Origin of the sequence: Halorussus aquaticus, from assembly GCF_024218795.1 — an archaeon.
Classification (GTDB): domain Archaea; phylum Halobacteriota; class Halobacteria; order Halobacteriales; family Haladaptataceae; genus Halorussus; species Halorussus aquaticus.
Map to the genome: position 1 here is coordinate 424111 of NZ_CP100400.1, position 23600 is coordinate 447710.

At 67.8% G+C, this 23600-nt stretch carries 32 protein-coding genes and 1 pseudogene; 16 read left to right on the forward strand and 17 right to left on the reverse strand.

The window, feature by feature from the left end; translation table 11 throughout:
* Nucleotides 1-7 precede the first annotated feature (7 nt).
* Nucleotides 8-310, reverse strand: coding sequence for a DUF7967 family protein (locus NGM06_RS02210; RefSeq protein WP_254268731.1), 303 nt, complete (start codon nt 308-310; stop codon nt 8-10).
* Between the two features lie 176 nt (nt 311-486).
* Between NGM06_RS02210 and NGM06_RS02215 the strand changes: the two genes are divergently transcribed.
* The gene (locus tag NGM06_RS02215) at nt 487-1032 is read left to right on the forward strand and encodes a SprT-like domain-containing protein (protein WP_254270062.1); all 546 of its coding nucleotides are present in this window, start codon (nt 487-489) and stop codon (nt 1030-1032) included.
* Nucleotides 1033-1127: 95 nt separating this feature from the next.
* Here the strand turns inward: NGM06_RS02215 and NGM06_RS02220 are convergent, their stop codons facing one another.
* Entirely contained in the window at nt 1128-1820 is a 693-nt protein-coding gene (locus NGM06_RS02220; RefSeq protein ID WP_254268732.1) for a glycosyltransferase family 2 protein, read from the reverse strand.
* Between the two features lie 519 nt (nt 1821-2339).
* Here NGM06_RS02220 and NGM06_RS02225 point away from each other — a divergent pair.
* From NGM06_RS02225 to NGM06_RS02235, 3 genes and pseudogenes are all read left to right on the forward strand, one after another.
* Nucleotides 2340-3305: pseudogene (locus tag NGM06_RS02225) on the forward strand (twin-arginine translocation signal domain-containing protein); the annotation flags it as partial.
* A 605-nt stretch (nt 3306-3910) separates the two neighbouring features.
* A complete protein-coding gene (gene hpt, locus NGM06_RS02230; protein WP_254268734.1) occupies nt 3911-4468 on the forward strand; it encodes a hypoxanthine/guanine phosphoribosyltransferase in 558 nt (185 codons plus the stop codon).
* A 304-nt stretch (nt 4469-4772) separates the two neighbouring features.
* Nucleotides 4773-6155 carry a uracil-xanthine permease family protein gene (locus tag NGM06_RS02235; RefSeq protein WP_254268735.1) on the forward strand — a complete coding sequence of 461 codons (1383 nt, stop codon included), beginning with the start codon at nt 4773-4775 and terminating at the stop codon, nt 6153-6155.
* A gap of 41 nt (nt 6156-6196) precedes the next feature.
* On the opposite strand, the gene NGM06_RS02240 is transcribed toward NGM06_RS02235, so the two are convergent.
* Nucleotides 6197-6457, reverse strand: a complete 261-nt coding sequence (locus NGM06_RS02240) for a hypothetical protein (RefSeq protein ID WP_254268736.1) — start codon at nt 6455-6457, stop codon at nt 6197-6199.
* Between the two features lie 2 nt (nt 6458-6459).
* Here NGM06_RS02240 and NGM06_RS24100 point away from each other — a divergent pair, with 2 nt between their 5' ends.
* Nucleotides 6460-6585 carry a hypothetical protein gene (locus tag NGM06_RS24100; RefSeq protein ID WP_256567982.1) on the forward strand — a complete coding sequence of 42 codons (126 nt, stop codon included), beginning with the start codon at nt 6460-6462 and terminating at the stop codon, nt 6583-6585.
* 15 nt (nt 6586-6600) lie between these two features.
* Here the strand turns inward: NGM06_RS24100 and NGM06_RS02245 are convergent, their stop codons facing one another.
* Both NGM06_RS02245 and NGM06_RS02250 read right to left on the reverse strand, forming a co-directional pair.
* A complete protein-coding gene (locus NGM06_RS02245; protein ID WP_254268737.1) occupies nt 6601-6966 on the reverse strand; it encodes a rhodanese-like domain-containing protein in 366 nt (121 codons plus the stop codon).
* Nucleotides 6967-7042: 76 nt separating this feature from the next.
* Nucleotides 7043-7360, reverse strand: coding sequence for a hypothetical protein (locus NGM06_RS02250; RefSeq protein ID WP_254268738.1), 318 nt, complete (start codon nt 7358-7360; stop codon nt 7043-7045).
* Nucleotides 7361-7422: 62 nt separating this feature from the next.
* Between NGM06_RS02250 and NGM06_RS02255 the strand changes: the two genes are divergently transcribed.
* The gene (locus tag NGM06_RS02255; RefSeq protein WP_254268739.1) at nt 7423-8016 is read left to right on the forward strand and encodes a hypothetical protein; all 594 of its coding nucleotides are present in this window, start codon (nt 7423-7425) and stop codon (nt 8014-8016) included.
* A 9-nt stretch (nt 8017-8025) separates the two neighbouring features.
* Here NGM06_RS02255 and NGM06_RS02260 read toward each other — a convergent pair whose 3' ends face one another.
* Entirely contained in the window at nt 8026-8283 is a 258-nt protein-coding gene (locus tag NGM06_RS02260) for a DUF8075 family protein (protein WP_254268740.1), read from the reverse strand.
* A gap of 365 nt (nt 8284-8648) precedes the next feature.
* Between NGM06_RS02260 and NGM06_RS02265 the strand changes: the two genes are divergently transcribed.
* The gene (locus NGM06_RS02265; protein WP_254268741.1) at nt 8649-9770 is read left to right on the forward strand and encodes a Vms1/Ankzf1 family peptidyl-tRNA hydrolase; all 1122 of its coding nucleotides are present in this window, start codon (nt 8649-8651) and stop codon (nt 9768-9770) included.
* Nucleotides 9771-9798: 28 nt separating this feature from the next.
* Here the strand turns inward: NGM06_RS02265 and NGM06_RS02270 are convergent, their stop codons facing one another.
* Both NGM06_RS02270 and NGM06_RS02275 read right to left on the reverse strand, forming a co-directional pair.
* Entirely contained in the window at nt 9799-10188 is a 390-nt protein-coding gene (locus NGM06_RS02270) for a pyridoxamine 5'-phosphate oxidase family protein (protein WP_254268742.1), read from the reverse strand.
* A gap of 104 nt (nt 10189-10292) precedes the next feature.
* On the reverse strand, nt 10293-10862 hold the full coding sequence (locus tag NGM06_RS02275) for a hypothetical protein (protein ID WP_254268743.1): 570 nt from the start codon (nt 10860-10862) through the stop codon (nt 10293-10295).
* A gap of 123 nt (nt 10863-10985) precedes the next feature.
* Here NGM06_RS02275 and NGM06_RS02280 point away from each other — a divergent pair, with 123 nt between their 5' ends.
* Both NGM06_RS02280 and NGM06_RS02285 read left to right on the forward strand, forming a co-directional pair.
* Nucleotides 10986-11222 (forward strand): DUF8593 domain-containing protein, encoded by a 237-nt coding sequence (locus tag NGM06_RS02280; protein ID WP_254268744.1) that lies wholly within the window; start codon nt 10986-10988, stop codon nt 11220-11222.
* Between the two features lie 105 nt (nt 11223-11327).
* On the forward strand, nt 11328-11777 hold the full coding sequence (locus NGM06_RS02285; protein WP_254268745.1) for a hypothetical protein: 450 nt from the start codon (nt 11328-11330) through the stop codon (nt 11775-11777).
* Between the two features lie 176 nt (nt 11778-11953).
* On the opposite strand, the gene msrB is transcribed toward NGM06_RS02285, so the two are convergent.
* The 3 genes from msrB to NGM06_RS02300 form a co-directional block, all read right to left on the reverse strand.
* Entirely contained in the window at nt 11954-12370 is a 417-nt protein-coding gene (msrB, locus tag NGM06_RS02290; protein ID WP_254268746.1) for a peptide-methionine (R)-S-oxide reductase MsrB, read from the reverse strand.
* Between the two features lie 50 nt (nt 12371-12420).
* Nucleotides 12421-12891 carry a GNAT family N-acetyltransferase gene (locus NGM06_RS02295; protein WP_254268747.1) on the reverse strand — a complete coding sequence of 157 codons (471 nt, stop codon included), beginning with the start codon at nt 12889-12891 and terminating at the stop codon, nt 12421-12423.
* Nucleotides 12892-13022: 131 nt separating this feature from the next.
* Complete coding sequence (locus NGM06_RS02300) at nt 13023-13919, reverse strand: ZIP family metal transporter (RefSeq protein WP_254270063.1); 897 nt, start codon at nt 13917-13919, stop codon at nt 13023-13025.
* Nucleotides 13920-14098: 179 nt separating this feature from the next.
* Here NGM06_RS02300 and NGM06_RS02305 point away from each other — a divergent pair, with 179 nt between their 5' ends.
* Together NGM06_RS02305 and NGM06_RS02310 are read left to right on the forward strand one after the other, a co-directional pair.
* Nucleotides 14099-14245, forward strand: a complete 147-nt coding sequence (locus tag NGM06_RS02305; RefSeq protein WP_254268748.1) for a hypothetical protein — start codon at nt 14099-14101, stop codon at nt 14243-14245.
* Nucleotides 14246-14370: 125 nt separating this feature from the next.
* Nucleotides 14371-14787, forward strand: coding sequence for a DUF7344 domain-containing protein (locus NGM06_RS02310; protein WP_254268749.1), 417 nt, complete (start codon nt 14371-14373; stop codon nt 14785-14787).
* Between the two features lie 86 nt (nt 14788-14873).
* On the opposite strand, the gene NGM06_RS02315 is transcribed toward NGM06_RS02310, so the two are convergent.
* The 4 genes from NGM06_RS02315 to NGM06_RS02330 form a co-directional block, all read right to left on the reverse strand.
* Nucleotides 14874-15404, reverse strand: coding sequence for a metal-dependent hydrolase (locus NGM06_RS02315; protein ID WP_254268750.1), 531 nt, complete (start codon nt 15402-15404; stop codon nt 14874-14876).
* Nucleotides 15405-15540: 136 nt separating this feature from the next.
* A complete protein-coding gene (locus NGM06_RS02320; protein WP_254268751.1) occupies nt 15541-15771 on the reverse strand; it encodes a hypothetical protein in 231 nt (76 codons plus the stop codon).
* 2 nt (nt 15772-15773) lie between these two features.
* Entirely contained in the window at nt 15774-16154 is a 381-nt protein-coding gene (locus NGM06_RS02325; protein WP_254268752.1) for a DUF7344 domain-containing protein, read from the reverse strand.
* Between the two features lie 172 nt (nt 16155-16326).
* A complete protein-coding gene (locus NGM06_RS02330) occupies nt 16327-16824 on the reverse strand; it encodes an Lrp/AsnC family transcriptional regulator (RefSeq protein WP_254268753.1) in 498 nt (165 codons plus the stop codon).
* A gap of 96 nt (nt 16825-16920) precedes the next feature.
* Here NGM06_RS02330 and NGM06_RS02335 point away from each other — a divergent pair, with 96 nt between their 5' ends.
* Nucleotides 16921-17616: an SDR family NAD(P)-dependent oxidoreductase gene (locus tag NGM06_RS02335; RefSeq protein ID WP_254268754.1), complete on the forward strand. Its 696-nt coding sequence runs from the start codon at nt 16921-16923 to the stop codon at nt 17614-17616.
* Nucleotides 17617-17641: 25 nt separating this feature from the next.
* Here NGM06_RS02335 and NGM06_RS02340 read toward each other — a convergent pair whose 3' ends face one another.
* Nucleotides 17642-19408: a flippase activity-associated protein Agl23 gene (locus tag NGM06_RS02340; protein WP_254268755.1), complete on the reverse strand. Its 1767-nt coding sequence runs from the start codon at nt 19406-19408 to the stop codon at nt 17642-17644.
* 9 nt (nt 19409-19417) lie between these two features.
* Entirely contained in the window at nt 19418-19987 is a 570-nt protein-coding gene (locus tag NGM06_RS02345; protein WP_254268756.1) for a hypothetical protein, read from the reverse strand.
* Between the two features lie 174 nt (nt 19988-20161).
* On the opposite strand from NGM06_RS02345, the gene NGM06_RS02350 reads away from it, so the two are divergent.
* The 4 genes from NGM06_RS02350 to NGM06_RS02365 all read left to right on the forward strand — a co-directional run bounded on the left by NGM06_RS02350 (nt 20162) and on the right by NGM06_RS02365 (nt 23517).
* Complete coding sequence (locus NGM06_RS02350) at nt 20162-20557, forward strand: hypothetical protein (protein WP_254268757.1); 396 nt, start codon at nt 20162-20164, stop codon at nt 20555-20557.
* A gap of 54 nt (nt 20558-20611) precedes the next feature.
* Nucleotides 20612-21442 carry a ZIP family metal transporter gene (locus NGM06_RS02355; RefSeq protein ID WP_254268758.1) on the forward strand — a complete coding sequence of 277 codons (831 nt, stop codon included), beginning with the start codon at nt 20612-20614 and terminating at the stop codon, nt 21440-21442.
* A 113-nt stretch (nt 21443-21555) separates the two neighbouring features.
* The gene (locus NGM06_RS02360; RefSeq protein WP_254268759.1) at nt 21556-22314 is read left to right on the forward strand and encodes a CehA/McbA family metallohydrolase; all 759 of its coding nucleotides are present in this window, start codon (nt 21556-21558) and stop codon (nt 22312-22314) included.
* A 33-nt stretch (nt 22315-22347) separates the two neighbouring features.
* A complete protein-coding gene (locus NGM06_RS02365; protein WP_254268760.1) occupies nt 22348-23517 on the forward strand; it encodes a low temperature requirement protein A in 1170 nt (389 codons plus the stop codon).
* Nucleotides 23518-23600: the final 83 nt, after the last annotated feature.

A 23600-nucleotide genomic window follows, 5' to 3' on the forward strand; every position in this document is an offset into this window, starting at 1 on the left:
AGACGGCTCAAATCGGGTCGTCGGGGTCGCGTTCCGCGGCGACCCGCGAGGCCTCGGCCGCGTACTGCTCGCGCTCCTCGGGGTCGTCCACGGTACCGAGGTTGTCCGCCGACACGTCGAGGGCCGCGGTGGTGTCGCGCTCGTCGCTGAAACTGGTGAGCGCCCGCTCCTTGCGGAAGTACCGCTTCCCGTCGGGCGTCGCGTAGACGAGGATGACGAGGTTCTGCTCGTCGTCCGAGTACGTGCGCTCGACCAGCCACACCCGGACCTCCTCGTCGGTCTCGCCGTCCGCGTCGGCGTCTGTTGCCATGGCCGACTAGACGGCGGACGCGAAGTTAGTCGTTCGGGACACTCTTGAGGGAGGGGTTCGTCGGGGTCGCTACGGAGAGACACGACGTGTCCGAGTCGCGCCGACTCTCGCCCGACGACGACCCCGAGCAGTCCCCGACGGTCCGGGCGCTCGCCCACGCCGGGACCCACGAGGAGTTGATTCTGGGGTCGCGGGCCTACTGCCGGGAGGCGGCCCGCGAGTACGACTTCGACGTCGAGTTCGCGCCGGTCGAGTGGGAGGTCTCGACCCGCGCGAAGCGCCGGGCCGCCGCGGTCAAGCGCCCCAAGATTCCCGACGCCGAGGTGGGCGACCCGATAGACTGGCGTGCGGCGGCCGACCGCGTGGGGTCCTCGCCCGAGGACCTGCGGACCTGCACGCTCTCGCTGACGTGGGCCGCGTTCGAGTCGTTCGACGTGGGCGAGTGGACCACGACGCTCCGCCACGAACTGATTCACGTCGAGCAGTTCCAGCGCTACGGGACGACCGACCACGGTCCCGCGTTCGAGGACCGGGCCGAGGCGGTGGACGCGTCGGTCAGGTGTCCGCCGTTCGCCGACCCGAAGTACGTCCTGACCTGCGCCGACTGCGGCGCGGTGGTCGGACGCCGCTACCGCGAATGTAAACTGGTCCGCCAGCACGACCAGTACCGGTCGTCGTGCTGCGGCGCGTCGGTGGCGTGCTCGGAGTCGGGCGCGGAGTGAACCGGACGCGGAGTGAACCGGACGCGGAGTGAACCGGTCTCGGAGTGGACCCTCGCCGTCCGGCGACAGCGGTCCTGTCGGCACCGGTCTCGGCGTCAGTACTCCGCCCGGAGGCGACGCCAGTCGAGTTTCAGGTAGTGGTACAGCGTCCCCGTCAGCCCGGACCGCGCGATTCGACGCCCGGAGGTCGCCACCAGCACGTCCGGGTGGTAGCCGGTCGGCCACTCGCGGCCCAACTCACGACTGAACGCGGTGTCCTCGTTGGGCACGTCCGGGAAGCCGCCGGTCTCGAAGTAGGCGTCCCGGCGCACGAAGCAGTTGAACCCCGGCAGGACCGGCCGGTCGAGTCGCGGGAACGCGTGGTTGATAGTCGCCTCCATCACCTTGGCTCGCGCCGGGCCGACCAGCCGACAGCGCGAGGACGCCGCGGCGAGGGACTCGCGTCGCGCGAGTCCGAGCATCGAATCGAGGTACTCCGGGCGGACCACCGTGTCGGCGTCCACGAACGCCAGCCAGTCGCCGTCGGCCCACTGTGCGCCGCGGTGGCGCGCGTCGCCGATGCCCGGCGCGAAGCCAGTCCCTCCGTCGGCGGCGGCCCGCGGCTGGTGGACCACCGCGGCGTCGTATCGCCGAGCGATTTCGGGGGTCGCGTCGTCGCTGTCGCCGTCCACGACGACTGTCTCGTACTCGCGGTCGGTCCGCTGGTCGCGGAGGCTCTCCAACGTCGCGGGGAGCGACGCCTGTTCGTCCTTCGCGGGGACGACGAAGCTGACTGTGGGGTTCGCCATCGGTACGTTCGCCTCGCCGAGACCGGTTCTCGGTCGGCCCGGGGTTCGCCGGGAAGGAGTAAGGGTCTTTTCGCCGGAGCGGATAGGTCGAACTGGCCGATGACGAGGCGCTTGCTCCGAACTGGTCTCGGCAACCAGTCGTGACGAGCCCTATGAGTGCCGAGGCCTTTCATCTGCGACCGCAGTACCGAGAGGGGCGATAGTTCTGCCGACCAGTGCTCACTGCTGCATCCGTGGGACTCCGTCTGTGGTCGAGCGCGCGCGAGTCGTTCGACACGGTGTGACTCTTCGTCCCAAATTAACGTACGAACGGTGTTTTCCGGTTATCTACCTTTAAAATTTCTCCAGTTTATCATTGTTTATTCATCGGATGCGGTCGGCGGCCTTGCGATGTCGACCAGTTCCTCAGCTCCGAGGTCTACGAGTATTCGGGCCCCCAATTGCGGATTTAAACAGTGTAAACCTCGTAAAAAGAGTCGGCCTTTGAAGTGTCACCGGCCTACCAGCGCCGACTGTAGCATGAGCGAACGCGATACGACGAGACGGCGATTCCTCCAGATGAGTGGCGCGACTGTCGCGGCCTCCGCGCTCGGCGCGGGTTCGGCCGCCGCGGAGACCGCTTCGTGGGAGTCCGTGAAGAGTCCGGTCGACGTGACGCTCTACGACGTCGAGAAGACCGCGCGCAACAGCTTCGCGGTCGGCGGCTCCGGTATCGTCGTCGAACGTACTGACGAGGGCTGGAAGAAGGTCGTCGGCGGCGGCCCGACGGGGAACGGAAACTCGCTGTTCGGCGCGGACGTGACCGACGACGGCAAGCGCCTCTGGTTCGTCGGGTCCTCCGGCGCGATAGGCGAGTACGACGTCGAGACCGGCAACTTAGAGAGCCACTCCGCGCCCAACGACGCGACGAACAACTTCAACGACGTGGCGGTGACCGGCAACGCGGGCGCGGCGAACGTCTACGTCGCGGGCGACTCCGGAAACGTCTTCTACTCCTTCGAGAACGGTGCCAGCGGGACGTGGAACTACGTCACCGTCGGTCAGGGCGCGGGCATCCGGGCCATCGACTTCTTCGGCGCGCGGAAGGGTCACCTCGTCAACGGCAACGGCAAGGTGTTCTACACGGGCGACGGCACGACGTGGAACCGAATCGGCATCGCCGACGCCGACGTGTCGCTGTACGGCATCGACTCGGACGCGACGGACGACGTCTGGGTCGTCGGCGGTAGCGGCGTCGTCTACCACTACACGCCCGACGCCGAGGGGACGCCCAAGTGGTTCCGGACGAAGGTCGGCAAGCCCGGTCTCCGCGACGTGGAAATCGAGAGCGGCGACGGCTACGCGGTCGGCAACTCCGGTGCCGTGTTCGACCGCGCGAACGGCGAGTGGACGCGGGACGCTACCCCGGCCGGGTACAACCTCCGGGCGGTCGTCGAACAGGAGAACAACGACATCGCCGTCGGTGGGTCCGGCACTATCTACGAGACCAACCCGGACGCCAGCGCCGACCCCGGTTCCGGCGGCGGCGGACAGGACGGCGACGCGGGCCGAATCGCTCGCGCGTCCACCGAGACCTCCGGTTCGAAGAGCCTGACGTTCACGCTGGAAAACGTCGGCGACCAGTCGGTCAGTATCGACCAGTTCGCGCTGGAGACCGACGTGCAGGTCGAGACCATCTCTCGGTCGGGCGCCGAGGTCGAACTCGCCGGTGACGCGGTCGGCACCGCCGACAGCACCGACGGGTTCCCGGTCGACGGCACGCTCCGCGCGCTCGACACCAGTGCGGTCTACGACCCGGGCACGACGGGGCAGGCGGACTTCGGTCTCTACGACGGCGGTAACGTCGCGCTGACGGTCGAACCGGTGCAGGACAGGCCCAGCGGGAGCTACCTCTCGGCCACACTGGTCTACGGCGACGGGACGCAGGAGACGTTCCACTTCAAGGTGACCAACGTCAACTCGTAAGCCCCGAACCTGAGGACTCGCGAGTATCCCGGTGCGCGAGAACTCGCGAGTCCCGAACCGCGAAGGGCCGTCGGTCCCGTGCGGAGAGCGAACCGTTTTTCCCGCCATTCGCCCCTACTCACTTCATGGACCGACTCCTCGAATCCCTGCACGAAGCGCCCATCGTGGACAAAGACGGCTACCAGTATCTCGTCCACCCGATAAGCAACGGTGTGCCGATGCTCGAACCCGAACTCCTCCGGGAAGTCGTGGTCGGCGTCACGCAGGCCGCGGACCTCGACGTGGACAAGATCGTCGCGCCCGAGGCGATGGGCATCCACATCGCCACCGCGCTCTCGCTCCAGACCGACGTTCCCCTCGTGGTCATCCGCAAGCGCGAGTACGGTCTCGACGGCGAGGTGGCGCTCCACCAGACCACCGGCTACTCCGAGTCGGAGATGTACATCAACGACGTCGAGGAGGGCGACCGGGTCCTCATCGTGGACGACCTGCTCTCGACCGGCGGGACGCTGGCGGCCATCACCGACGCGATGGACGAAATCGGCGCGGAAATCGTGGACATCGCGGTCGTCATCCGGAAAGTGGGCGAGACGGCCCTCGACGAGACCGACTACGAGGCGACGAGTCTGGTGGACATCTCGGTCGAGGACTACGAGGTCACGATTCACGAGACGTGGGACTGATTCGTCGCCGTCGATGGCGTCGCCAGTGGCTGGTTCTCTCTCGGTAGTACGACCAGAATCGACGGCGACCACCGGACGAAAAACGCCCGCCAGCCACGCCCGACGAGTAGTTCACACCGCCGAACGTCTTTCTCATCCCCGACTTCTCTCCCACAGCGAAGGTGCCCTCGTAGCGCGCCGCAAGGCAACCCGCGCCGCTCGGCCAATTTTATACACATTTTTGCATATTATAGCTCTTGCGGAGGCGAATATGCGCTCGAACGCGAAACTATTATTGGTCACGACTCGCACCTCCGGGTATAGAATGACGACCGAAACGGACGGCGAGATCGAACTCGAATACGAACTCGACGACAAACCGCCGTGGCTGAAGTCGCTACTACTCGGAATTCAGCACGTCGCGGTGATGATAGTCCCGGCGACTGCGGTGGCGTACATCGTCGCCGGTGCGGTCGGTCTGAGCGCGGCGGACACCGCCTACATCGTCCAGATGGTCCTGCTGTTCTCCGGACTGGCGACCGTCGTGCAGGCGTACACCGTCGGCCCTGTCGGCGCGCGACTCCCCATCGTGATGGGGACGAGTTTCACCTTCGTCGGCGCGGCGACGAGCATCGGCGCGAGCGCCGGACTCGGTGCCGTCTTCGGCGCGATACTCGTCGCCGGATTCGTCGTCGAAGGTCTCATCGGCTGGCAGTTCGAGCGCATCAAACCCTTCTTCCCGCCGCTGGTCACCGGACTCGTCGTCGTCATCATCGGTCTCTACCTGATTCCCGTCGCCATCGACTACTCGGCGGGCGGCGTCGGCGCGAGCGACTACGGCGCGATGCACAACGTCGGTCTCGCCGCGCTCGTCCTGTTCGTCTCGGTCGTCCTCAACCTCTTCACCTCCGGCGTCACGCGGCTGCTGAGTACGCTCGTCGGCATCACCGTCGGCTACGCGGCCGCGGTCGCGTTCGGTCTCGTGAACTTCGCGCCGGTCGCCGAGGCCTCGTGGTTCGCGGTCCCCCGCCCCGGCGCGTTCGGGTTCGCCTTCGAACCGGTCCCCATCGTCACGTTCGCGTTCCTGTTTCTGGTGTCGGCGATGGAGACCGTCGGGGACATGTCCTCGGTCACGGCCGCGGCGGGCCGGACGCCGACCGACGAGGAGTTCCGCGGCGGCCTGTTCACCGACGGCCTGCTGAGTTCGGTCGGCGCGGCGTTCGGCGCGTTCCCCGTCACGTCGTTCTCGCAGAACGCGGGCATCGTCAACTTCACCGGCGTGATGAGTCGCCACGTCGTCGGCGTCGCGGGCGTCATCCTCGCGCTGCTCGGCTTCAGCCCCAAGGTCGGTGCCGCGGTCACCACCATCCCGAGCGCGGTGTTCGGCGGTGCGGTCCTGCTGATGGCCGGGATGGTCGCCGCGAGCGGCGTGCGTCTGGTCTTCCTGCACACCGACCTCGACCGCCGCAACATGGTCATCGTCGGGGTCTCGCTCGGACTGGGACTCGGCGTGGCCACCCGCCCCGAGGCGCTTCAGGGCCTCCCGTCGGCCGCCCGGACCTTCTTCGGCGAACCGGTCATCATGACCGCACTGACGGCGCTGGTCCTCAACACGCTCACGCCGGGCGAGCAGAGTCCGCTCTTCGACGCCGCGCCCGACGAGACGCCCGCCGACTCGCCGACCGTCGCCGCGTCCAGCGAGGACTGAAACGTCCGTTTCGCTCCGGTCACACTACCGCTACTGTCCCGTCACCGGAGCGCGTCCGTCTCGACCAGTCGCTTCCCGTGATGCTCCCGGAAGTGGCGCACCCGGAGTTTCCACGCGTTGTTCTCGTCGGGCGACGGGAGTTCCATCCGACAGAGCGCACAGGTGTGGGTGCCGTCGCGCCGAACGCTCACCAGCGACTCGTCGTGGAGCATCTCGTAGTGGTGGAGCAGCGACCGGACCCGCACGTCCCGAGAACAGCGAGCGCAGGGGTACATCCGGTCGCGGAAGGACGTCTCGTTCATGCGTGAACGATAGCGCCGCGATTCCAAAAGGGTACCTCGACCTCTCGCCGCCCCGAGAGACCAGTACCGACACTTCTCACTGCGAGGCCTGTGGACACGACGTCTACCGGGGGTACGGCCGCGAGTAGAATCGAAGTGTCTCGCTACGCGACGAGGCCCCGGAGGAACGAGGAGAGTCGGTGGAGCTTCGTGTTCTGCTCGTAGTGTCGCCAGCAGGTGTAGCCGCCCGCGAGCGTCGTGGCCTCGTAGCCCCGCTCGTGCAGGTAGCTTGTCGCCTCCTCGGCCACCACGCCAGCCTTGCAGACGGTGACGACCTCGACGTCGTCGGGAACGTGGTCGAGATACGGGTCGAGTACCTCGACGTCGCCGTCCCGGAGGTCGTCGTAGACCGGCGCGTTGTGGCTCCTCTCGATGTGATCGCGCTCGTAGTCGCCGAGCGGCCGGAGGTCGAGGACGAAAGCGTCGTCGGGGAGCCGGTCGTCGAGTTCCGACGGTCGAATTTTGTCCATACTCTGCAATACTGTCCGGTGCACTTAGACCCCTCGTTCGGCCGCGTTCCTGCCGAATCCGACGCCCGACTCCGCCCTACACGTCGTAGATTCCCGCGGCTATCAGCGCCACGGTCCCGACAAGCACGCCGCCGACGAGCGCGAAGTAGGGTCGCGTCGGCGGCGCGGGGAACGGGACCGTCCCGAACCAGAGCGCGACGACGGGAACCAGCGCGAACACGACCACGAACGCGAGGAAGGCGGCCCAGACGACCCTCCCGACGGTCGCGAGTCGGTCGAACAGCGTCGGCGAACTCGACTCGCCCCCGGACCCGGAGGCGGACTCGTCGTCGGACCTGAACTCGGACCCGGCCCGACTCGCGGACCGGGATTCGGCGTTCGATGCACTCGCCATGCGCGAACGGTCGTCGTCCGGACAAATCGGTCTGTCGGTGGCGCTCGGGGCCGAGGCCATCGGTGACCGTCGGACTCGGCATCGGTGACTCCCGGGTCTCGGCGTTCTCCCCGACGAGCGCGCCCAGCGACTCCTCTGGAAGCGTGACCCGGGCGACCGAATCGGCGTGCGAGACTCCGGAGGACCGACCGAGAACTGAGCGCCGGGCGGCCACACGACCTAACAGCGCGGCCGCCGACCCTCTATCCATGCCCGACTACGACCGACTCGGCGGCGCGTCAGTCAGCGGCGACTCTCAGGAGCTACCGGTTCCCCAGAAAGCCGTCAACCTCGAACTGGTGAAGTCCGGCGGGGAGGCCTACTGGGGCGTGCGCGAGGCCGACGGCGCAGTCATCGTTTCGCAGCTCTACGACCCCATACAGGACGACCCGGGAATCCGGTTCCTGACCAGCACCGCCATCCCCGACGACAGCCGACAGCTCCGGGTGCCCGACGCGGTGTACGACCACTGGGACGACGTGGCGGACGGCGGAACCGCGGTGGCGGGCGGCGACCGCCTCGAATTCGTGACGACCGAGGAGATGGCCGAGAACGAGCAGATGATGCTCCTCCCCGAGTGGCAGGTGGACGACGTTATCGGTGGCGACGACTCGTAGCTCGGTGAGTCAGGTCTCGCGCCCCTCCCGTCGCTCGCGGCCGTGGTCGCCGCAGAGTACGTCGCCGGTGTCGGTGTCGAAGTAGAACTCGTCGCCCGCTTCGATTCGTTCGCCGCCCTCCTCGCATCCGTCCTCGTGGTCGAGGAAGTACTTCCCCTCGACGCGGCCGGTTTCGAGGCGGTCGGCCTGCCGCGCGAACTTGACGATTCCTTCACCGATCTGGGTGCGCTCGGCGGAGTCGGCCTCCTCGAAGTGGATGACGGGCATGGGTACGAGTCTCGGTACTGCACCGATTCGGATACGGTTTCGGGTCGTCCCGTCGAGAATTGCGGTCGTCCGGCGTTCGGGCGGTGCGCTCGCGGTGTCGTTCTACCACCGGACCGACTCGTCGTTTCGGGTTCGGGGGCTACTCCAGACGTGACAGACGTGTTCGGCCACTACGAGGACCGCGAGTAACGCGCCGTCGCGCTGCGGTCCCTATCGCAGTCTCGGAGAACGGCCTACCGGTGAGGGCACCGTCCTTTGCTTCGGCCCAAACCCTCAATCCGGCGCGACCCGTACTCGACTTCGACTACGGGGGGTTTCCGTCGCTGGCGACCCCGAAACTGCCCTGCCAGCGACCACACTTCACGATGGATCTGGATGCCTACGAACGCCACGAACGAATCGAACGCGTCGAGAACGCCGAAGCGACCGACAACGACCTCGTGACCGTCGCGATTCCGCCGGACAAACCGCTCGGCGAGGCGCTGGAGCGCGTCGAGGAGGACCGGGCCGAGGCCGAGTACCTCGACAGCGAGGGCGAGGATTCGGCGTACAGAGACGCCATCGAGGCCGTCCAGCACGCCCTCCAGCACCGCGAGACCACGCCCGAGAACGGACTGGTGGTCTACGCTGGCGTCGTGGACGACGAGGTGGTCGAGTACGTCTTCGACGACCTGCCGACGCCGGTCTCGACGTTCGTCTACGAGCGCGGAAACGAGTTCGAGACCGAGGTACTGGACGCTGCCGACCCCTCCTCGAAGACGTTCGGTCTGCTCGTCGTCGAACGCGGCGGGGCGGCGCTCGGCCTGACAGAGAACGACGAGGTTCGAGTGGTCGAGACGTTCGACAGCGACGTGATGGGCAAGACCAAGGCCGGGGGCCAGTCGGCCCAGCGGTTCGAGCGCGAACGTGAGCGCCAGAAAGAGGAGTTCTTCGAGTCGGTCGGCGAGGAGGCCGAGCGCGCGTTTCTGGGCGACCACGACGCGGAGTCGACCAGCGCGAGCACCGACGTGGACGGCCTGCTACTGGGCGGCACGTCCGTCACGGTGGACGACTTCCTCGACGGCGACCACCTCGACTACCGCCTCGAAGACCGACTCGTCGGCGACCCGATTTCCGTCGAGTACGCTTCCGAGCAGGGACTTCGCCAGTTGGTCGAGAAGGCCGGCGACCGCATCGAGGACGAGGAGCGCCGGGAGATGCACGAGCGACTCGACCGGTTCTTCGACGCGCTGAACGACGCCGGGAGCGACGACGGCGACGACGTGGTCTACGGCCGCGAGCAGGTCGAGGAGGCGCTGGAGTACGACGCGGTGGAGACGGTGCTGGTCTCGGCGGACCTGTCGTTCGACGCGGTCCAGCGGTTCGAGGACCGGGCGAACGAGGAGGGCGGGGACTGTCTGGTCGTTCCCACCGACTTCGACCGCGGCAGGCAGTTCCGTGAGGCGTTCGGCGGCGTGGCGGCCATCCTTCGATTCCCCGTCGAGTAACCGCCGGTATCTCCCTATCGAACGGCCCTCAGTACGTCTGATAGCTCGCCGACCCCACGTCCACTCGGACCAGCACGTTCTCGGGGTACTCGTCGGCGGCCGCGCCGTACTTCGAGTTGATGCGCTCGGCCGCCTTCCGCGTCTCTTCGTCGTCTTCGACGACGGTAGCCGTCCCGCGCAGGGTCACCATCCACTGGGCCTGGCCGCCCTCGTCCTTCTGGACCGACACCGCGACGCGGGGGTTCTCGCGGACGTTCGCCAGTTTCCGGCCGGTGGTCAGGACCTCGAACACGCCGTCGTCGTAGTGGTACCAGACCGGCGCGACGTGGGGTCTGTCGTCCACGCAGGTGGCGAAGTGAGCCATCAGCGGTTCGCTGGTGAGCAGTTCCTCGGCCTCCGGGGGGACTGAATCGGACACGGGGAGAATCAGGCCCGCGCGGTGGAAAGCGTTTCCGCCCGTCCGGGGTCGCTCCGCGTCGCCCGGAGTCGGCGCGGCCGCCTCCAATGAGGGTCACGTCCCGCCTACAGCAACAGCCACGCTATCAGGGCCACGATAATCAGTTTCTTCACGATGATAACTGCGATGACCAACTGCTTCGTGGTCAGCGTCCGCGAGACCCGGACCAACCGCCGGAGTGCCTTCGGCGACCGGGCCAGTTCCCGCGCGAGCAGGCGGAGTTCGGTCAGGAACGTCTCGGCGACCGGCCCCTCGCCTTCCACGTAGGAGACGTGCGCCTCCGGCACCCACTCCTCGCCGGTGTAGACGACCGACAGCGTCTCGCCCTCCAGAAACGACACCTGCTCGAAGTCGAACCCGTTCGACTCCGCGAGCGCCTCCAGTTTGAGCACGCCCCGGTCGTCGTCGAGGTCGTAGACGAGTCGCCGAGTGTCGGCCGTCCAGTCGAACCCCACTCTGAGGACGACCCGGTTCTCGCCCACGAACACGTCCCGGACCTCGGCCTGCTCGGCGTTGCCCCGGCGCTCTTTCTTCTTCGTCCGGAGTCGCTCGTACTCGGTCGGCGTGGCGTCGGACTCGCCCGCGTCGAGCGTCGATTCTCCCGCGGTCGTCCCGTCGCTGGCGGTTCGACTCATCGTTCTCGTCCGAGAGTAGTTGCTCGACTGGCATAAGTGTGATTCGCTGTCGGGCGCGAACGGGGACGAACCGACAGACGTGTCGGCCCGAACGCATTCCCGACCGGACGGCGAACCTCCGGCATGGCCGACTACTCGGACGACCACATCGGCAAGCGAGTCGTCACGCACGGCGGCGTCGAAATCGGCACGGTGGAGGACATCCGCAACGGCGACATGTACGTGAGCGTCACCACCGACAGCACGAACGAGACGGTGGACGAACTCGGCTGGGAGGGACCGGTCGAACAGGACGTGCATCACCTCCGCGACCAGTACATCTCGACCATCACGGAGAACACGGTTCGACTCGGCGTTTGACGCTCGTCGAGTTCTGACGAGACGGTCGGTCGTGACGAGCGGCGGTCGTTCCTCGCTGTTTCGTGAAACCAAATTAATAACTGATGGCCGACACTCGGTCGTCGTATGACGACATGTCCGAAATGTGGTGGGAGTCTTCCGGAATCCGAGACCCCCTGTGAGTGCGGATACGACCCGACTGAAACCGACGACGAGGACAGGACCGGGGCCTACGTCCGAAAGATGCGCGAGCGGCCGTACCGCGAACGGCTAGCCATCCGCGCGGGATTCCGCGACCCCGCCGACGTCGAGATGAAGGAACTCGGTGTGCTGCTCCGGGTCGGCGTGCTGGCACTCGGTCTCACGGCTTTCTGGCTCGGAGTCGATCCGAGCGTTCTCGCCGAGTCGAGCGTCGGACGCAGTGCGGGACTGGCAGCCGTCGTCCAGTCCGGAGGTGTCGGGCGACTGCTCGTCGGCGCGGTGCTTCTGGCGTTCGGCGTGTTCTTCACGGCGGTGAGCTACTCCGGCCGAGTTCCCGAGTACGGCAGCGAGACGAACCGCGACCTGCTCCCGTAGAGTACCTCGCCCGCCGGTCGATGGAACAGTGTGAAATGTAGACGGACCGCGCTCGGGACCGTCCGACGGTCGCTCGCCGGTACTCGGCGTGGCGAGTCTTCTGGCGAGCCACACCGGCCGACGACTCGACTACGAGCAGTACGTACCGGAGTGAGGCCGCCAGCGTCGCCGTCGCGCTACTCCTCTTCGTCGAAGTCCAGCGCGGCCGAGTTGATGCAGTATCGCTTGCCCGTCGGCTCCGGCCCGTCCTCGAAGACGTGGCCGAGGTGGCCGCCGCAGTTCGCGCACACGACTTCGACGCGGTCCATCCCGTTGCTGGTGTCGCGCCGGGTCTCGATGCGGTCGTCGTCGGTGTCGTAGAAACTGGGCCACCCGCAGTTGGACTCATACTTGGTCTCGGAGTCGAACAGTTCCGCGCCGCACCCCGCACAGGCGTAGGTGCCGTCGTCCTTGCGGTCCACGTGCTCGCCCGAGAAGGGTCGCTCGGTCCCGGCCTCCCGGAGGACGTGGTACTCCTCCTCGGAGAGTCGTTCGCGCCACTCGTCGTCGGATTCGGGCAGGTCCTCGCGCGCTCTCTCGTCGTGTTCGCTCATGGCTCCCAATTGGAACTCGGGAGGGTTAGGAGTTGCGCGGAGCGTCGGCCTCACTCGACTCGCTTCTCCATGACGACCTCGTCGTAGTCGCGGTAGTCCAGCGGGTACTCTCCGGTCTTCTCGTAGCCGCGACGACGGTACAGGTCGGGGAGAAACGGGTGGTCCTCGGGCGTCGTGAGCCACACGGTTGCGTAGCCGCGGTCCCGGACCGCCCGCTCGGCGCGGTCCAGCAGTTCCCGCCCGACGCCCTCGCCCTTCCGACTCTCGCGAACGCCGAGGCGGCTGAGTTTCGTCCGGTCCGGGTCGGTCGCCTCCAGTCTGACCCCGCCGACGAGGTCGCCCTCGACCTCGGCGACGAAGACCTCGCTCTCCCGAATCCACGTCGCCACCTCGTCGCTCGTCGCGGACTCCGCCTTGGCGGGAAACCCGAGTCGGCGGTTCTCTCGGTAGGCGCTGCGGTACACCTGCGCGAGCGGTTCGGCGTCCTCCGCGGACGCCCGTCGGACTTGCGGGTCGGTCACGTCCGAACCGAACGGGCAGCGCCAGTTAGCGTTTTCTCCGCGTTCCGGCGGGTCGCCGGTCGGCGTATCGTCCGTCCCGCGTCGTTCACGGCGTGTCGCAGGTCCGCCCCGTCACTGGCTGAACTCGATAGCTACCCGGCCAACACGATGTCGAGGTACAGCATCACTGCGACGCCGAGCATCGTGCCGAGAGTGGCGATGCGCTCGTGACCGCGGGCGTGGGTCTCGGGGACGATTTCGTCGCTGATGACGAACAGCATCCCGCCCGCGGCGAACCCCATCGCGTAGGGGAGAATCGGCGTGGCGACGCCGACCGCGACGACGCCGAACACCGCCAGCGGAATCTCGACGAGTCCGGCCCTGACGCCGGCGAGCATCGCGTAGAACAGCGACCCGAACCCGGCGTTGGCGGCCGCGACCGACACCGCCAGTCCCTCAGGGATGTTCTGGACGCCGATGGCGAGCATCAGCGCCAGCGCGTCGCCGAGATTCCCGGACCCGAAACTGACCCCGACCGCGAGTCCCTCGGGCATGTTGTGGAGCGTGATGGCGACGATGAACAGCAGCACAGAGGCGGTCCGGGCGTCGTCGGAGTCGAGTCGCTCGCGGCCGGTCGCGGTGTCGGTCTCGATTCGCGCCCCGCCGCCGGACTGCGCGTCGGCCCCGTCCGTCTCGCTCCCCGATTCGTCCGCCCCGGCGCCCCCTCGCCCGGTGATGACCACGTGGATGTGGGGCACCCACTGGTCGGCGCGGTCCAACAGGAGGACGCCGACCGCGAACCCGACGAGCACCGGAACCACGCCGACCAACTCGAACCCGCCGACCGAGAGCGCGGGATACCCCGGTTCGGAGGCCGCCTCGATTCCCGGCAGGATGAGGCTGGTGAAACTCGCCGACAGCATCACGCCCGCCGCGAACCCGAGCGCACCGTCGAGCGCGCGGTCGGAGGGGTCGGGCCAGACGACGATAAGCGCGGCCCCGAGGGTGTTCATCAGCGCGATGATGATTCCTCCCGCCAGACCCTGCATCAGCGGGTCGTGGCCAACGATTCGGACGAACCACTCGGTCAGCACGGGTCGGTCCTCTCGGTTCGACCGCGGACGCTTCGGATACCCATTACGAATGGCGTCGAACGACGCGACCAAAAATCCGCCGCTCGCCGACTGTCGCCCGAGAGATTGAAACCTCCGGACGGCCAAGTCGAATCATGCGCGTCTGCGACATCTGCGAAGAGCGGAAACCCGGCGGGACGCGACTGGTCTCGCGCACCGGCGGGGACATGTGGGTGTGTCGGGGGTGCATGATGCAGGCGGTCACCAACAAGGCCGACGAACTCTCGTATCGGGAGTGGTGACTGCCCCCGACGCTCGCCGAACGGAGCGTTCGTAGCGTCGCCGGAGCGGCGATAATTCGGCCTATCACGACGGAGACAAAACTCCATACATTTATGTCGTGAGTGTGTGAATATCTATCGAAGGCATGAGTCAGGCTCCCTACAACTCGGCGGAGGAACAGGCCACGGGAACGTCGTCCGGGGATGACCGCGGTCGTGACGCGGGGTCGCTCGACGCCATCTTCGAAATTCTCGCCGCGGAGCGCCGCCGTCACGCGCTGTACGTGCTGTTCCGTCGCACCGAACCCACCACGCTCACGGACCTCGCGGTCGAAGTAGCGTCGCTCGAAGCGGCCGACTCCGAACGCGTCGCCGCCACGCTCCACCACGTCCACCTCCCCAAACTGGTCTCGGCGGGCGTGGCCGAGTACGACGCCGCGACCGAGACCGTACGCGTCGCCGACCCTCCCGACCGATTCCGGAAGTACCTCACGTCTGCCGCCGAGGACGAGCATCGACCGCTCCGTCGCGCGTCCGAGAGCACGTCGCTCTCCGAGTTCTAATCCGCGCTCCGAGGTTCTCCTCGGCCGTGCGTGGTCCGGTTCACTACGGCAGTGTGGCCGGTCTGTTTCTCCCCTGTCGTCGGTCGTTACACCGTTCCAGCGGCCAGCAGTTTCGCGCCGAGATACGCCGTCACGGCGGTCGTGAAGATGCCGAGCGCGAACAGCGCGTAGTTCCAGACCGTGTTGTCGGCGGTGGTCATCGACAGCGTGTAGCGGCGGGACGAAACCGGCCACAGCACCGCTACGCCCATCGGCGTCAGCAGGTCGGCCGCGAGGTGCGCGAGGACCGACAGCGTCCCGACTCCGGCCGCGAACGTCGGCACCGACACCGGACCCACCGCGTAGTCGCCGACGCCGATTGCCGGGCCAATCGCGGCCGTGACCGCGGTCGTAACCGCCCACGCGACGCCCCCGACCAGCGCCGCGAACGGCAGGGTGTGCGTCGGCCCGCGGTGGGAGACGAACGGCAGCCGACTGTCCCAGTCCGGGAGCATCGTCAGCCAGAGGACGCCCGCGCCGCCCGCGACGGCGGCGGTCAGATGGCCGAGCGCGAGGAGCCAGCCTCCGACCGGAGCGTACAGCACGAGCGCCACGCCGTAGTGACCCGGCCTGAACATGCCGAACGGTGGTCGGCGCGGCGACGTAACTGTGGCGGAGTGGGACGACTCCCGTCGGTCCGAGCGCGGATTCGCTCTCGCGGTGGCCCGCTCCGTCCGAACGTCGTCGCCACACGAGAGGCGGTCCGGAAGCGACCTATGCGGTTTCGGCCGGGGTCGATGGAACTCGCTGCACGGTCGTCTCGCAGGTCGAACAGGTGTCCTTGTCGGTGGCGATGTAGACCGCCTCGCAGTCCGGACAGCGAAACAGCGACGACCGCGACTCGTCTCGCCGCGTCGCTCCCGAGTCGCTCGTCGTTCCCGCTCGCCCTCCGGTACGTCGGACCCTCTCACCGACTGCACCGACCCACTGAGAGAGCGATTTCACGGTCAGTCACCACCGGTGTCAGTCGGTCCGCTCGTCCGAAGGTGTGCCCGTACCTCGTCGGTCCGCTCCGCGAGCGTCACTGTGCGCCCAGCGGCGTCGCAGTCGACGAGTCCGGCCTCGGCCATCTTCGGGAGGTGGTTGTGGACGAGCGAGAGTTCGATAGCGTCCCTATCGGCACCCGAGCGGTCCGAGACACGCTGTCGAGTCTCCCACGCTACGATTTCCGTCGTCAGCGCCCCGACCGCAGTCAGCACCTCGGCGGTCTCTAGGACGTGAAGCATCAATCGACGGTGAGGGTGGGACAGCACGTCGAAGAGTTCGTCCCGCCGGTCGGTCCCCACGTCGAACTCAGATACGTCGGTCTCCGAGGGTCGTGTAGTCACGCATGACCGTAGCGCTCTGGACGGGATAAGCGTTGTTTAGTGGATAAATTATGGATTGCGCATTTCGCAACTTCCGCTTCGTTAGTTGCAATTCCCACACCGCCCGGTGTGGCTCGACGCACTTCGCCCGGAAGAACTGCGGATTCCGCAACTCGCGAGCGACCCGTCCCGCTCACCCTTCCTCGTCGGCGTCCTGCCCGCTGTCGTACGGGTCGGTGAAGAAGAAGTGGTTGAACGGTTGGACCCGGCGCTGGCGCAGGATTTCCGAACTCTCTATCGAGAGACCGATCTCGTGCATCGCGTCGGAGATGCGGACGGTGTCGGCCGTGTCGGTCCCCACGGCTTCGACGTACATGTTCCGGTGACCGGTCAACGTCTCCCGAACGTCCACGACGCCCCGCACGTCGAGTATCTGTTCGACCATGTCCGACCGCTCGGTCGGCGGTGCCGAACAGACGAACATGATTTGGAGCGGGAGGTTCGCCCGCTCGTAGTCTATCTTCGGGTGGTAGCCTTCGATGATTCCGTCGTCTTCGAGTTCCTCGATTCGGTTCCGGACGGTGCTGGCGGACACATCGACCTTGTCGGCTATCTCTTGGGCGGTCCGGTTTCGCGCGTCGAGTTGGAGTTCGTGGAGGATGCCCCGGTCCACGTTGTCCAGTTCCACCATACCGTGTTCTCCGGGAGCCACGCTTATAGGTCCCCTGCGCGAATCGCACCGCCGGTCGCAGAAACCGGTTTGGGTTCGGAGGCCCTCCGGTGAGGTATGGACGGACAGACTGCGGTCGTGACGGGCGCGAGTCGGGGCATCGGCGAGGCGGTCGCGCGGCGGTTCGCCGCCGATGGCGCGCGCGTCGTCGTCTGCGCCCGGGAACGGGACGCGCTGGACGAGACCATCGAACGCATCGACGCCGACGGCGGCGAAATCGAGGGACTACGGGCCGACGTGCGCGACGAGTACGACGTGGAGCGCCTGATGGAGACCGCGGCCCGCGCGAGCGACGGCGGCATCGACGCGGTGGTCGCCTGCGCCGGAGTCTACCACGGCGACCCCGGCGAGACCCCGCTGGCCGACGACGCCTACTCGGCCTTCGACGATTCGTTTCGGACGAACGCGCGCGGCGTCTTCGCCGCGGTCACGGAGGCCCTGCCGCATCTCACCGACGACGCGCGAGTGCTGGTCCCATCCGGCAACGTCGCCCGCGAGGCGGACGCTGGCTACGGGTCGTACGCGGTCTCGAAGGCGGCGGCCGAGGCGGTCGTCCGGCAGTTCGCCGCCGAAATCGACCAGACCGCGGGCGTCGTGGACCCCGGCGTGGTCGCCACCGACCTGACCGGCGGGCGGGGCCGGGACCCCGCCGACGCCGCGGACCTCTTCCTCTGGGCCGCGACCGACGCGCCCGCCGAGGCGGTGGACGGCGGCGTCGTCGGTCTGAAGGAGTTCCGGAAGGCGACCGCGTGAGAGTCGGCCGGTTCGGAACGCGCGGTCACCCGGTAGACTTCTCGCCCTCGGTCGCGTTCTCGGCCACGTAGACGACCACGCTGCTCTTGTGACAACCGCTGTCGTGGAGGTAGCGCTCGACCTCGTGGCGGTCGTAGCCCGACATGTAGGGGTCGATGTCGCTCGCGTTGGCGTACGCCTCGTCGCAGGTCTCGACTCGACCGAGCGCGACGACGACCGGTGGCTTGTCGCCGTCGAGTATCTCGGGTTCGGTCGTGCTATCGACCGCCGCGCCGTATCGCTCCAGATACCACGCGAACGGGAGACGGCCGAACCACCCGCCGTGGGTGTCCGCGTTCGGCGTCCGGAACGCCCGCTCGTCGGCGGCGTAGAACGTCGAACCGTAGTACATCACGTCGATTCCCTCGTTCGATTGCACCGCCTCGCGAACCTCCCCGAGGAGCGGTTTCATCTCGCTGGACGACTGGGCGTACTGGACGAACTCGTTGTCCGCGCTCTGCGGGCGGCGGTAGGAGGTGCCGACCGCTGTCGCGCCGACCTGCCCGACCACCACCAGCAGGACCACCGCCGCGGCGGTCGCCGAAATCGCGTCGCCGTCCGCGACGCTCTCGACCCCGAGGCGGGCGACCAGTGCGAGACCGACCGCCGCCGGAATCACCAGCGGGACGACGACGTGGACGAGTTCCCACGGGAACGGGTTGTCCACGATGACGGGGTAGCCCAGTAGGCTGGCGACTCCCCAGAAGGAGGCGAACGCCACCACGTCCCGGGGTCGGTCGCGGGCGTAGCGGTCCGCGAGGAACCCGAGCGCGGCGAACGCCAGCACGACCGCGCCGCCCTCGGCCAGCGGCGGCCAGAGCGCCTTCGCGGTCCAGAGGTACGAGTGGTCGTTGCCGCCGACCCACTTGCCGGTGAACGCGCGCCACGACCCGAGCGTCGCCTCGCCCACCAGCGCGGGCAGCAGCGTCGGGTCGGCCAGCGTTCGGCCGAGCGTCGGCGACGCCCCCGCGCCCTCGCCGCGGGGCGCGTAGAAGAACACGACGACAGCGAAGAACTCGACGCCCGCCAGTGTGAAGTGGGACCGCCAGTTCCAGACGCCGCGAGCGATTCGGGCGAGTCGGTCGCGGACCGCGCCCAGCGTGTCGTCAGGTCGCTCGACGAGCAGTCTGCGGTCCCACAGTAGGACCGCGGCCCCGGCCCAGCAGACGGGGTAGACCAGCGCGTTCTCCTTGGTGGTGAACGCCAGCGCGAGGGCCGCAGTCCCGGCGTAGAGGAAAGCGGGCCGCCGGTGGTCGTAGGTCCGGACGAAGAAGCCGAACGCGACCAGCATCAGTCCCGCCAGCAACACGTCGTTGCGGTAGAACCGCGAGAAGTAGAGCAGAAGCGGGTTCGCCGCGAGGACGAGCGCCAGCGCCACCGCCTCGGAGTCCCGGAGTCGCTCGCGGAACAGGAGCGCCGACAGCGGGAGCAGGCCGCCGACGAGCGCGACCACGAGTCGCATCGTGAAGTCCGAGGCACCGAACAGGCCGAACAGGTGGCCGTCCACGATGGTCAGGAACGGACCGTGGACCACGGGCCGGTACCAGTAGACGCCCGACTCCGCGTAGCGGTACGCCCAGTACGCGACCCGCGCCTCGTCCTGATGGGCAATCCGCGCGCCCAGCGCGGAGAAGCGCGCGACCAACGCGACGAGGGCCACGGCCGCGACAGCGAGGCGGACGCGGTCGGCGCGGTCCGTCACGAACTGGCGGACGGTGGCGGTCGGACCCGCCGACGCGGTGTCGGTCGTCATCGGCGACCCTCAGCAGATCGCATAGATTATCCGGAGCGACCCGTCTTCCGCGACGGTCGCGTGAGCGTCGCCGTAACACTCGCTCGTGTCGATTGTCGCGCAGTCCCGGCGCGAGGAGTCCGTGGTCGTCGCCTCCGACCCCGCGTCGGCGACGGACTCGCCGTCGCTGTCGCCGACGGTGGCGGTGGCGTTCCCGACGACACCGCCGGTTCCGTCCTTCCCGACCAGTTCGGCGCAGACCTCGAACGTCTCGACGCCGTCGGGGTTCGCCCGCCGGAGGTCGTACACCGTGACCTCGCCGCCGGGTGAGACGCCCTCGGTCGTGTCGAAGACGGTCTCGCCCGTCGCTCGCCGGACTATCTCGACTCGGAGGGTCCGCGATTCGGACGCCTCGTTTCGGAGCGAAATCGCGTGGTCGGGGTCGGGGCTGTTCGAAGCGCGCTCTATCCAGTCTCCGGTGGTGCCTGTCTCCGTGGCCGTTTCGGTCCCGTATCCGCCGGGAACGTCGGAGAGACAGCCTCCGAGTGCGAGGCTCCCGCCGACCGCCGCGAGGACCGAGCGTCGTGTATTCTGCGTCACACGTCGAACTCCGGAACCGTCGGGAATAAAGCTTCTAGTGGGTGAAAGGTGTCTTTCAGTCTCGGGAGAGCGCGGGTAAATCTCCCCTGACTAGACGTGAGCAACGTCACGACCGGTCGATACGTCCCCCGCCAGTGACAACGGTTTTCTCGAACCGAAGATAACACCTCGCTGATGAGGCGGACCGCACTAACCGTCGCCCTCCTCGGACTGGTGTTGCTCTCTGGCTGTAGCGGCCTTTCACTCGATTCCGGCCAGCGATACGACGCGTCCGTCGAGACGGTCACGGCGAACGACTCGCGGATTCAGGTGATAGCAATCTCGACCCGCGACGGCGAGACGTTACCGAAGGGCGCGACGGTGACCGTCGATGGGGGGTACGTCACGGTCACCGAGATGGCGACGATGCCCTACGACGAGACGGCGTATCTCACCTACGTCCCCTCCCGGACCAAGTTCGACCTGACGGACCGCGTCCGCGCGGACGACCGCGGAATCGACGCCGCGAACTTCAGCGTCCGCGCGGTCCGCATCTCGGCGGACGGTCGGTCGGAGACTCACGAACTGTGACCGCCGGTCCCGCGAACCGACGACCTTATTAATTCGGGATTTTGTTTTAACAACATGCGCATCTCCCGTCTCGGACTGCTCGGTCCGCTCGCACTTCTCGCTCTCACGCCGCTCGCGCTCCGGGCGGGACTGACGAAGGTCCTCGCCATCGCGTGGATAGCGTTCGCCGCGATGGGCGGGGCGGCGTTCGTCGGCGAACGCTCCGGGGCCACGACCGACGCCGGGCGACTGGTCTGGGGGTACGGTCTCGCCAGCGGCGCGATGATAACCAGCGCGGCCGTGTTCATCGTCCCCGGTGCCATCGGCCACCACCCGAAGTTCGGCGGGTTCGGCATCGCGTTCGGCGTGCTGGTGGGGTTCTCGGCCCACACGCTCGGCCACCGCGCGATGCACGCCGACCTCCCCTTCGACCACACCGCGGTCGAACTCACCGCCCACTCGCTGGCCGCGGGGTCCATCATCGGGCTGGTGTACGGCAACATGACGGACCTCGGTCTCCTGCTCGGACTGGCTATCGTCTCCCACAAGGGTCCGGCGGGGTACGCCGCGGCCGACCGACTCCGCCGGGCCGACAAGCCGGTCTCGGTCCTGTTGCTCCCGGCGGCGGGCGTCGGTCTCACCGCGATTCCGGCCGCGCTCCTGACGCTACCTTCCAGCGCCCCCGTGAACGCCGTCGTCTTCGGGTTCGCCGCCGGAATCTTCCTCCACATCGCGATGGACTTCCTGCCGCGGTGCGAACTCGGCGGCGAGGTGTACGAAGTCGCCCAGATAACCGACGACGCTCACGAACTGCTGGACCGCCTCCGCGCGCAGGCCGTCGTGAGTACGGGTCTCGGTGCGGTCGCGGTGTTCGCCGCGTGGCTGCTTCTGCGACCCGGTCCGTAGACTGGCCCGGACGCGAGGCCGGTCAGTCCGACCGATAGTCCGCCTCGATTGGAGTCTGGCTCTACCCCGGTCCGCCCCAACCGATAACTTGCTCTCGCTCGTCTACGAGACAGATGTTCGCAGTCGATTTTCACGCTCACACCCGGTTCTTCCACGGATTCCCGAGTCTCGGGCGAGCGTTCGACCCGCTGGGTGCGCGACTGCTCGCGCGGACCGCGAAGTACCGCGGTCTCGACGGGGTGGTCACGACCAACCACGACTACTACCGCGAGTTCGACCTCGGCGACGAGTCGTTCTCGCTCCTGCCCGGCATCGAGGTGACGACGACGAAGGGCCACGTCCTCGTGGTCGGGCCGGACCCGCCCGAGCGCACCCCGCAGGGCGAACTCACGCCCGAGCAAGCGGTGGAGATGGCCCACGAGCGCGGCTGTGCGGCCATCGTCGCCCACCCGTTCCGCAACAGCACGGTCCGGGAGGCCGACGCCGACTTCGACGCCATCGAGGTCAACGGGAAGGGCACCGACCCCGCCGAGTGGGTCGAGCGGTTGGCCCGCGACCGGGGCCTCCCGCTGGTCGGCGGGAGCGACGCTCACTACCCGGTCGAGGTCGGCCGGGCCTACACACGGGTGGAGACCGACGAACTCACCCCGGAGAGCGTCGCGGCCGCGATTCGCGACGGACGGGTGGAACCGCGAGTGGACCGGAGTCCGTCCCAACAGGTTCTTCGCCGGGCGTACAAAGCGATTCACGGCCAGAAGGGCTGGCTGGAGCATCCCGCGCCCGAACCGCCGGGGTTGGGCATGCCGCCGGGCGAGGACCAGAACGCGCCGCCGCCCCGCGAACCGGAGACCCGCGACTCCGGGCGGTCCTGAGTCGTGACCCGAACCGTCGTCACGGTATAACGGATGGGAGAGAGCGAGAGACCGTCGTCCGAGACCGAGGCCGGGGAGGCGTCGGCCGACGTGGAGTCGGACCCCTTGGAACTGTTCTTCGACCTCGTGTTCGTCTTCGCGTTCACGCGGGTCACCGCCTTCGTCTCGCACAACCACTCGTGGGCCGGACTGATTCGCGGCGTCGCGCTGCTCGCGGCGCTGTGGTGGGCGTGGGTCACCTACTCGTGGCTGATGGACACGGCTCCCACCGAATCGGTGCTGTCCGAGCGCGTGGTCATCTTGACCGCGACCGCGGTCATGTTCGTCGTCGCGCTCGCCGTCCCGGGAGCGTTCGGCGACACCGCGGTCCTGTTCGGCGTCGCGTACTTCGCGGTCCGGGCACTCCACGTCGGTCTCTCGGTGCGGACGACCCACGGCCGTGCCCGGGAGCGATTTCTCGGTCTCGTCCCCGGATTTCTGGGCGGTCCGGCGCTGCTCGCGGCCGCCGGGTTCGCGGGCGAACCGCTCCGGGCCGGACTCTGGGTCGCGGGCATCGGTGTCGATTACGGCACGCTGGCTGTCGGCGGCGTCGCCAAGTTCGACGTCCACGTCGAACACTTCGTGGAGCGATACCGCGGCATCGTCATCATCGCGCTGGGCGAGTCGATTCTGGCGATGGGGTTCACCGTAGCCGAGACCGACCCGCAACTCCCGCTCCGAGTCGTCGTCGCCGCCTTCCTCGGCATCGTCTACGTCGCCGCGCTGGGGTGGCTCTACTTCGACTACGTCACGCTCGCCGCCGAGGAGTACTTCGTCGGTCTGGAGGGGTACGAGCGCGGCGTCGTCGCCCGAAACTCCTACGCCTACCTCCACTTCCCGATAATCGCGGGCATCATCTTCGTCGCGCTCGGTCTCGAAGAGACGGTCGCCCACGTCTCGGAACCGCTCGGCGTGATTTCCGCCGTGGCCCTCTACGGCGGCACCGCGCTCTACCTGCTCGGGCAGAACGCCTTCCGCGTGTTCGACGCGGGGAGCGTCAGCGTCCTCCGCCTGCTCGTAGCGGGCGCGGTCTGCCTGTCGATTCCCGTCGCGGCCGACGTCCCGGCGCTGTTCGCACTGGTCGGTCTCGTGGTACTCTCGATTGCACTCGTCGCCGTCGAGACGCTGTACTCCCCGCTCCGGCGGGCCGTCCTCGAAGACTGAATCTGCGTGCGTGACGTGCGAGGCGTGCAGGACGGAGGAGTCGTGCGGGGCGTGCAGGTTCGCGGGGGAATCGCGTCACGGCG

What these genes read in the sequence shown, in the direction of transcription:
- NGM06_RS02330 (WP_254268753.1), bottom strand. Translation starts at nt 16,824, where the DNA reads ATGGTGGAACTGGACAACGTGGACCGGGGCATCCTCCACGAACTCCAA.
- NGM06_RS02265 (WP_254268741.1), top strand. Translation starts at nt 8,649, where the DNA reads ATGGATCTGGATGCCTACGAACGCCACGAACGAATCGAACGCGTCGAG.
- NGM06_RS02340 (WP_254268755.1), bottom strand. Translation starts at nt 19,408, where the DNA reads ATGACGACCGACACCGCGTCGGCGGGTCCGACCGCCACCGTCCGCCAG.
- NGM06_RS02310 (WP_254268749.1), top strand. Translation starts at nt 14,371, where the DNA reads ATGAGTCAGGCTCCCTACAACTCGGCGGAGGAACAGGCCACGGGAACG.
- NGM06_RS02350 (WP_254268757.1), top strand. Translation starts at nt 20,162, where the DNA reads ATGAGGCGGACCGCACTAACCGTCGCCCTCCTCGGACTGGTGTTGCTC.
- NGM06_RS02220 (WP_254268732.1), bottom strand. Translation starts at nt 1,820, where the DNA reads ATGGCGAACCCCACAGTCAGCTTCGTCGTCCCCGCGAAGGACGAACAG.
- NGM06_RS02235 (WP_254268735.1), top strand. Translation starts at nt 4,773, where the DNA reads ATGACGACCGAAACGGACGGCGAGATCGAACTCGAATACGAACTCGAC.
- NGM06_RS02365 (WP_254268760.1), top strand. Translation starts at nt 22,348, where the DNA reads ATGGGAGAGAGCGAGAGACCGTCGTCCGAGACCGAGGCCGGGGAGGCG.
- msrB (WP_254268746.1), bottom strand. Translation starts at nt 12,370, where the DNA reads ATGAGCGAACACGACGAGAGAGCGCGCGAGGACCTGCCCGAATCCGAC.
- NGM06_RS02285 (WP_254268745.1), top strand. Translation starts at nt 11,328, where the DNA reads ATGACGACATGTCCGAAATGTGGTGGGAGTCTTCCGGAATCCGAGACC.
- NGM06_RS02260 (WP_254268740.1), bottom strand. Translation starts at nt 8,283, where the DNA reads ATGCCCGTCATCCACTTCGAGGAGGCCGACTCCGCCGAGCGCACCCAG.
- NGM06_RS02210 (WP_254268731.1), bottom strand. Translation starts at nt 310, where the DNA reads ATGGCAACAGACGCCGACGCGGACGGCGAGACCGACGAGGAGGTCCGG.
- hpt (WP_254268734.1), top strand. Translation starts at nt 3,911, where the DNA reads ATGGACCGACTCCTCGAATCCCTGCACGAAGCGCCCATCGTGGACAAA.
- NGM06_RS02305 (WP_254268748.1), top strand. Translation starts at nt 14,099, where the DNA reads ATGCGCGTCTGCGACATCTGCGAAGAGCGGAAACCCGGCGGGACGCGA.
- NGM06_RS02245 (WP_254268737.1), bottom strand. Translation starts at nt 6,966, where the DNA reads ATGGACAAAATTCGACCGTCGGAACTCGACGACCGGCTCCCCGACGAC.
- NGM06_RS02275 (WP_254268743.1), bottom strand. Translation starts at nt 10,862, where the DNA reads ATGAGTCGAACCGCCAGCGACGGGACGACCGCGGGAGAATCGACGCTC.
- NGM06_RS02360 (WP_254268759.1), top strand. Translation starts at nt 21,556, where the DNA reads ATGTTCGCAGTCGATTTTCACGCTCACACCCGGTTCTTCCACGGATTC.
- NGM06_RS02335 (WP_254268754.1), top strand. Translation starts at nt 16,921, where the DNA reads ATGGACGGACAGACTGCGGTCGTGACGGGCGCGAGTCGGGGCATCGGC.
- NGM06_RS02355 (WP_254268758.1), top strand. Translation starts at nt 20,612, where the DNA reads ATGCGCATCTCCCGTCTCGGACTGCTCGGTCCGCTCGCACTTCTCGCT.
- NGM06_RS02240 (WP_254268736.1), bottom strand. Translation starts at nt 6,457, where the DNA reads ATGAACGAGACGTCCTTCCGCGACCGGATGTACCCCTGCGCTCGCTGT.
- NGM06_RS02250 (WP_254268738.1), bottom strand. Translation starts at nt 7,360, where the DNA reads ATGGCGAGTGCATCGAACGCCGAATCCCGGTCCGCGAGTCGGGCCGGG.
- NGM06_RS02300 (WP_254270063.1), bottom strand. Translation starts at nt 13,919, where the DNA reads ATGCAGGGTCTGGCGGGAGGAATCATCATCGCGCTGATGAACACCCTC.
- NGM06_RS02315 (WP_254268750.1), bottom strand. Translation starts at nt 15,404, where the DNA reads ATGTTCAGGCCGGGTCACTACGGCGTGGCGCTCGTGCTGTACGCTCCG.
- NGM06_RS02280 (WP_254268744.1), top strand. Translation starts at nt 10,986, where the DNA reads ATGGCCGACTACTCGGACGACCACATCGGCAAGCGAGTCGTCACGCAC.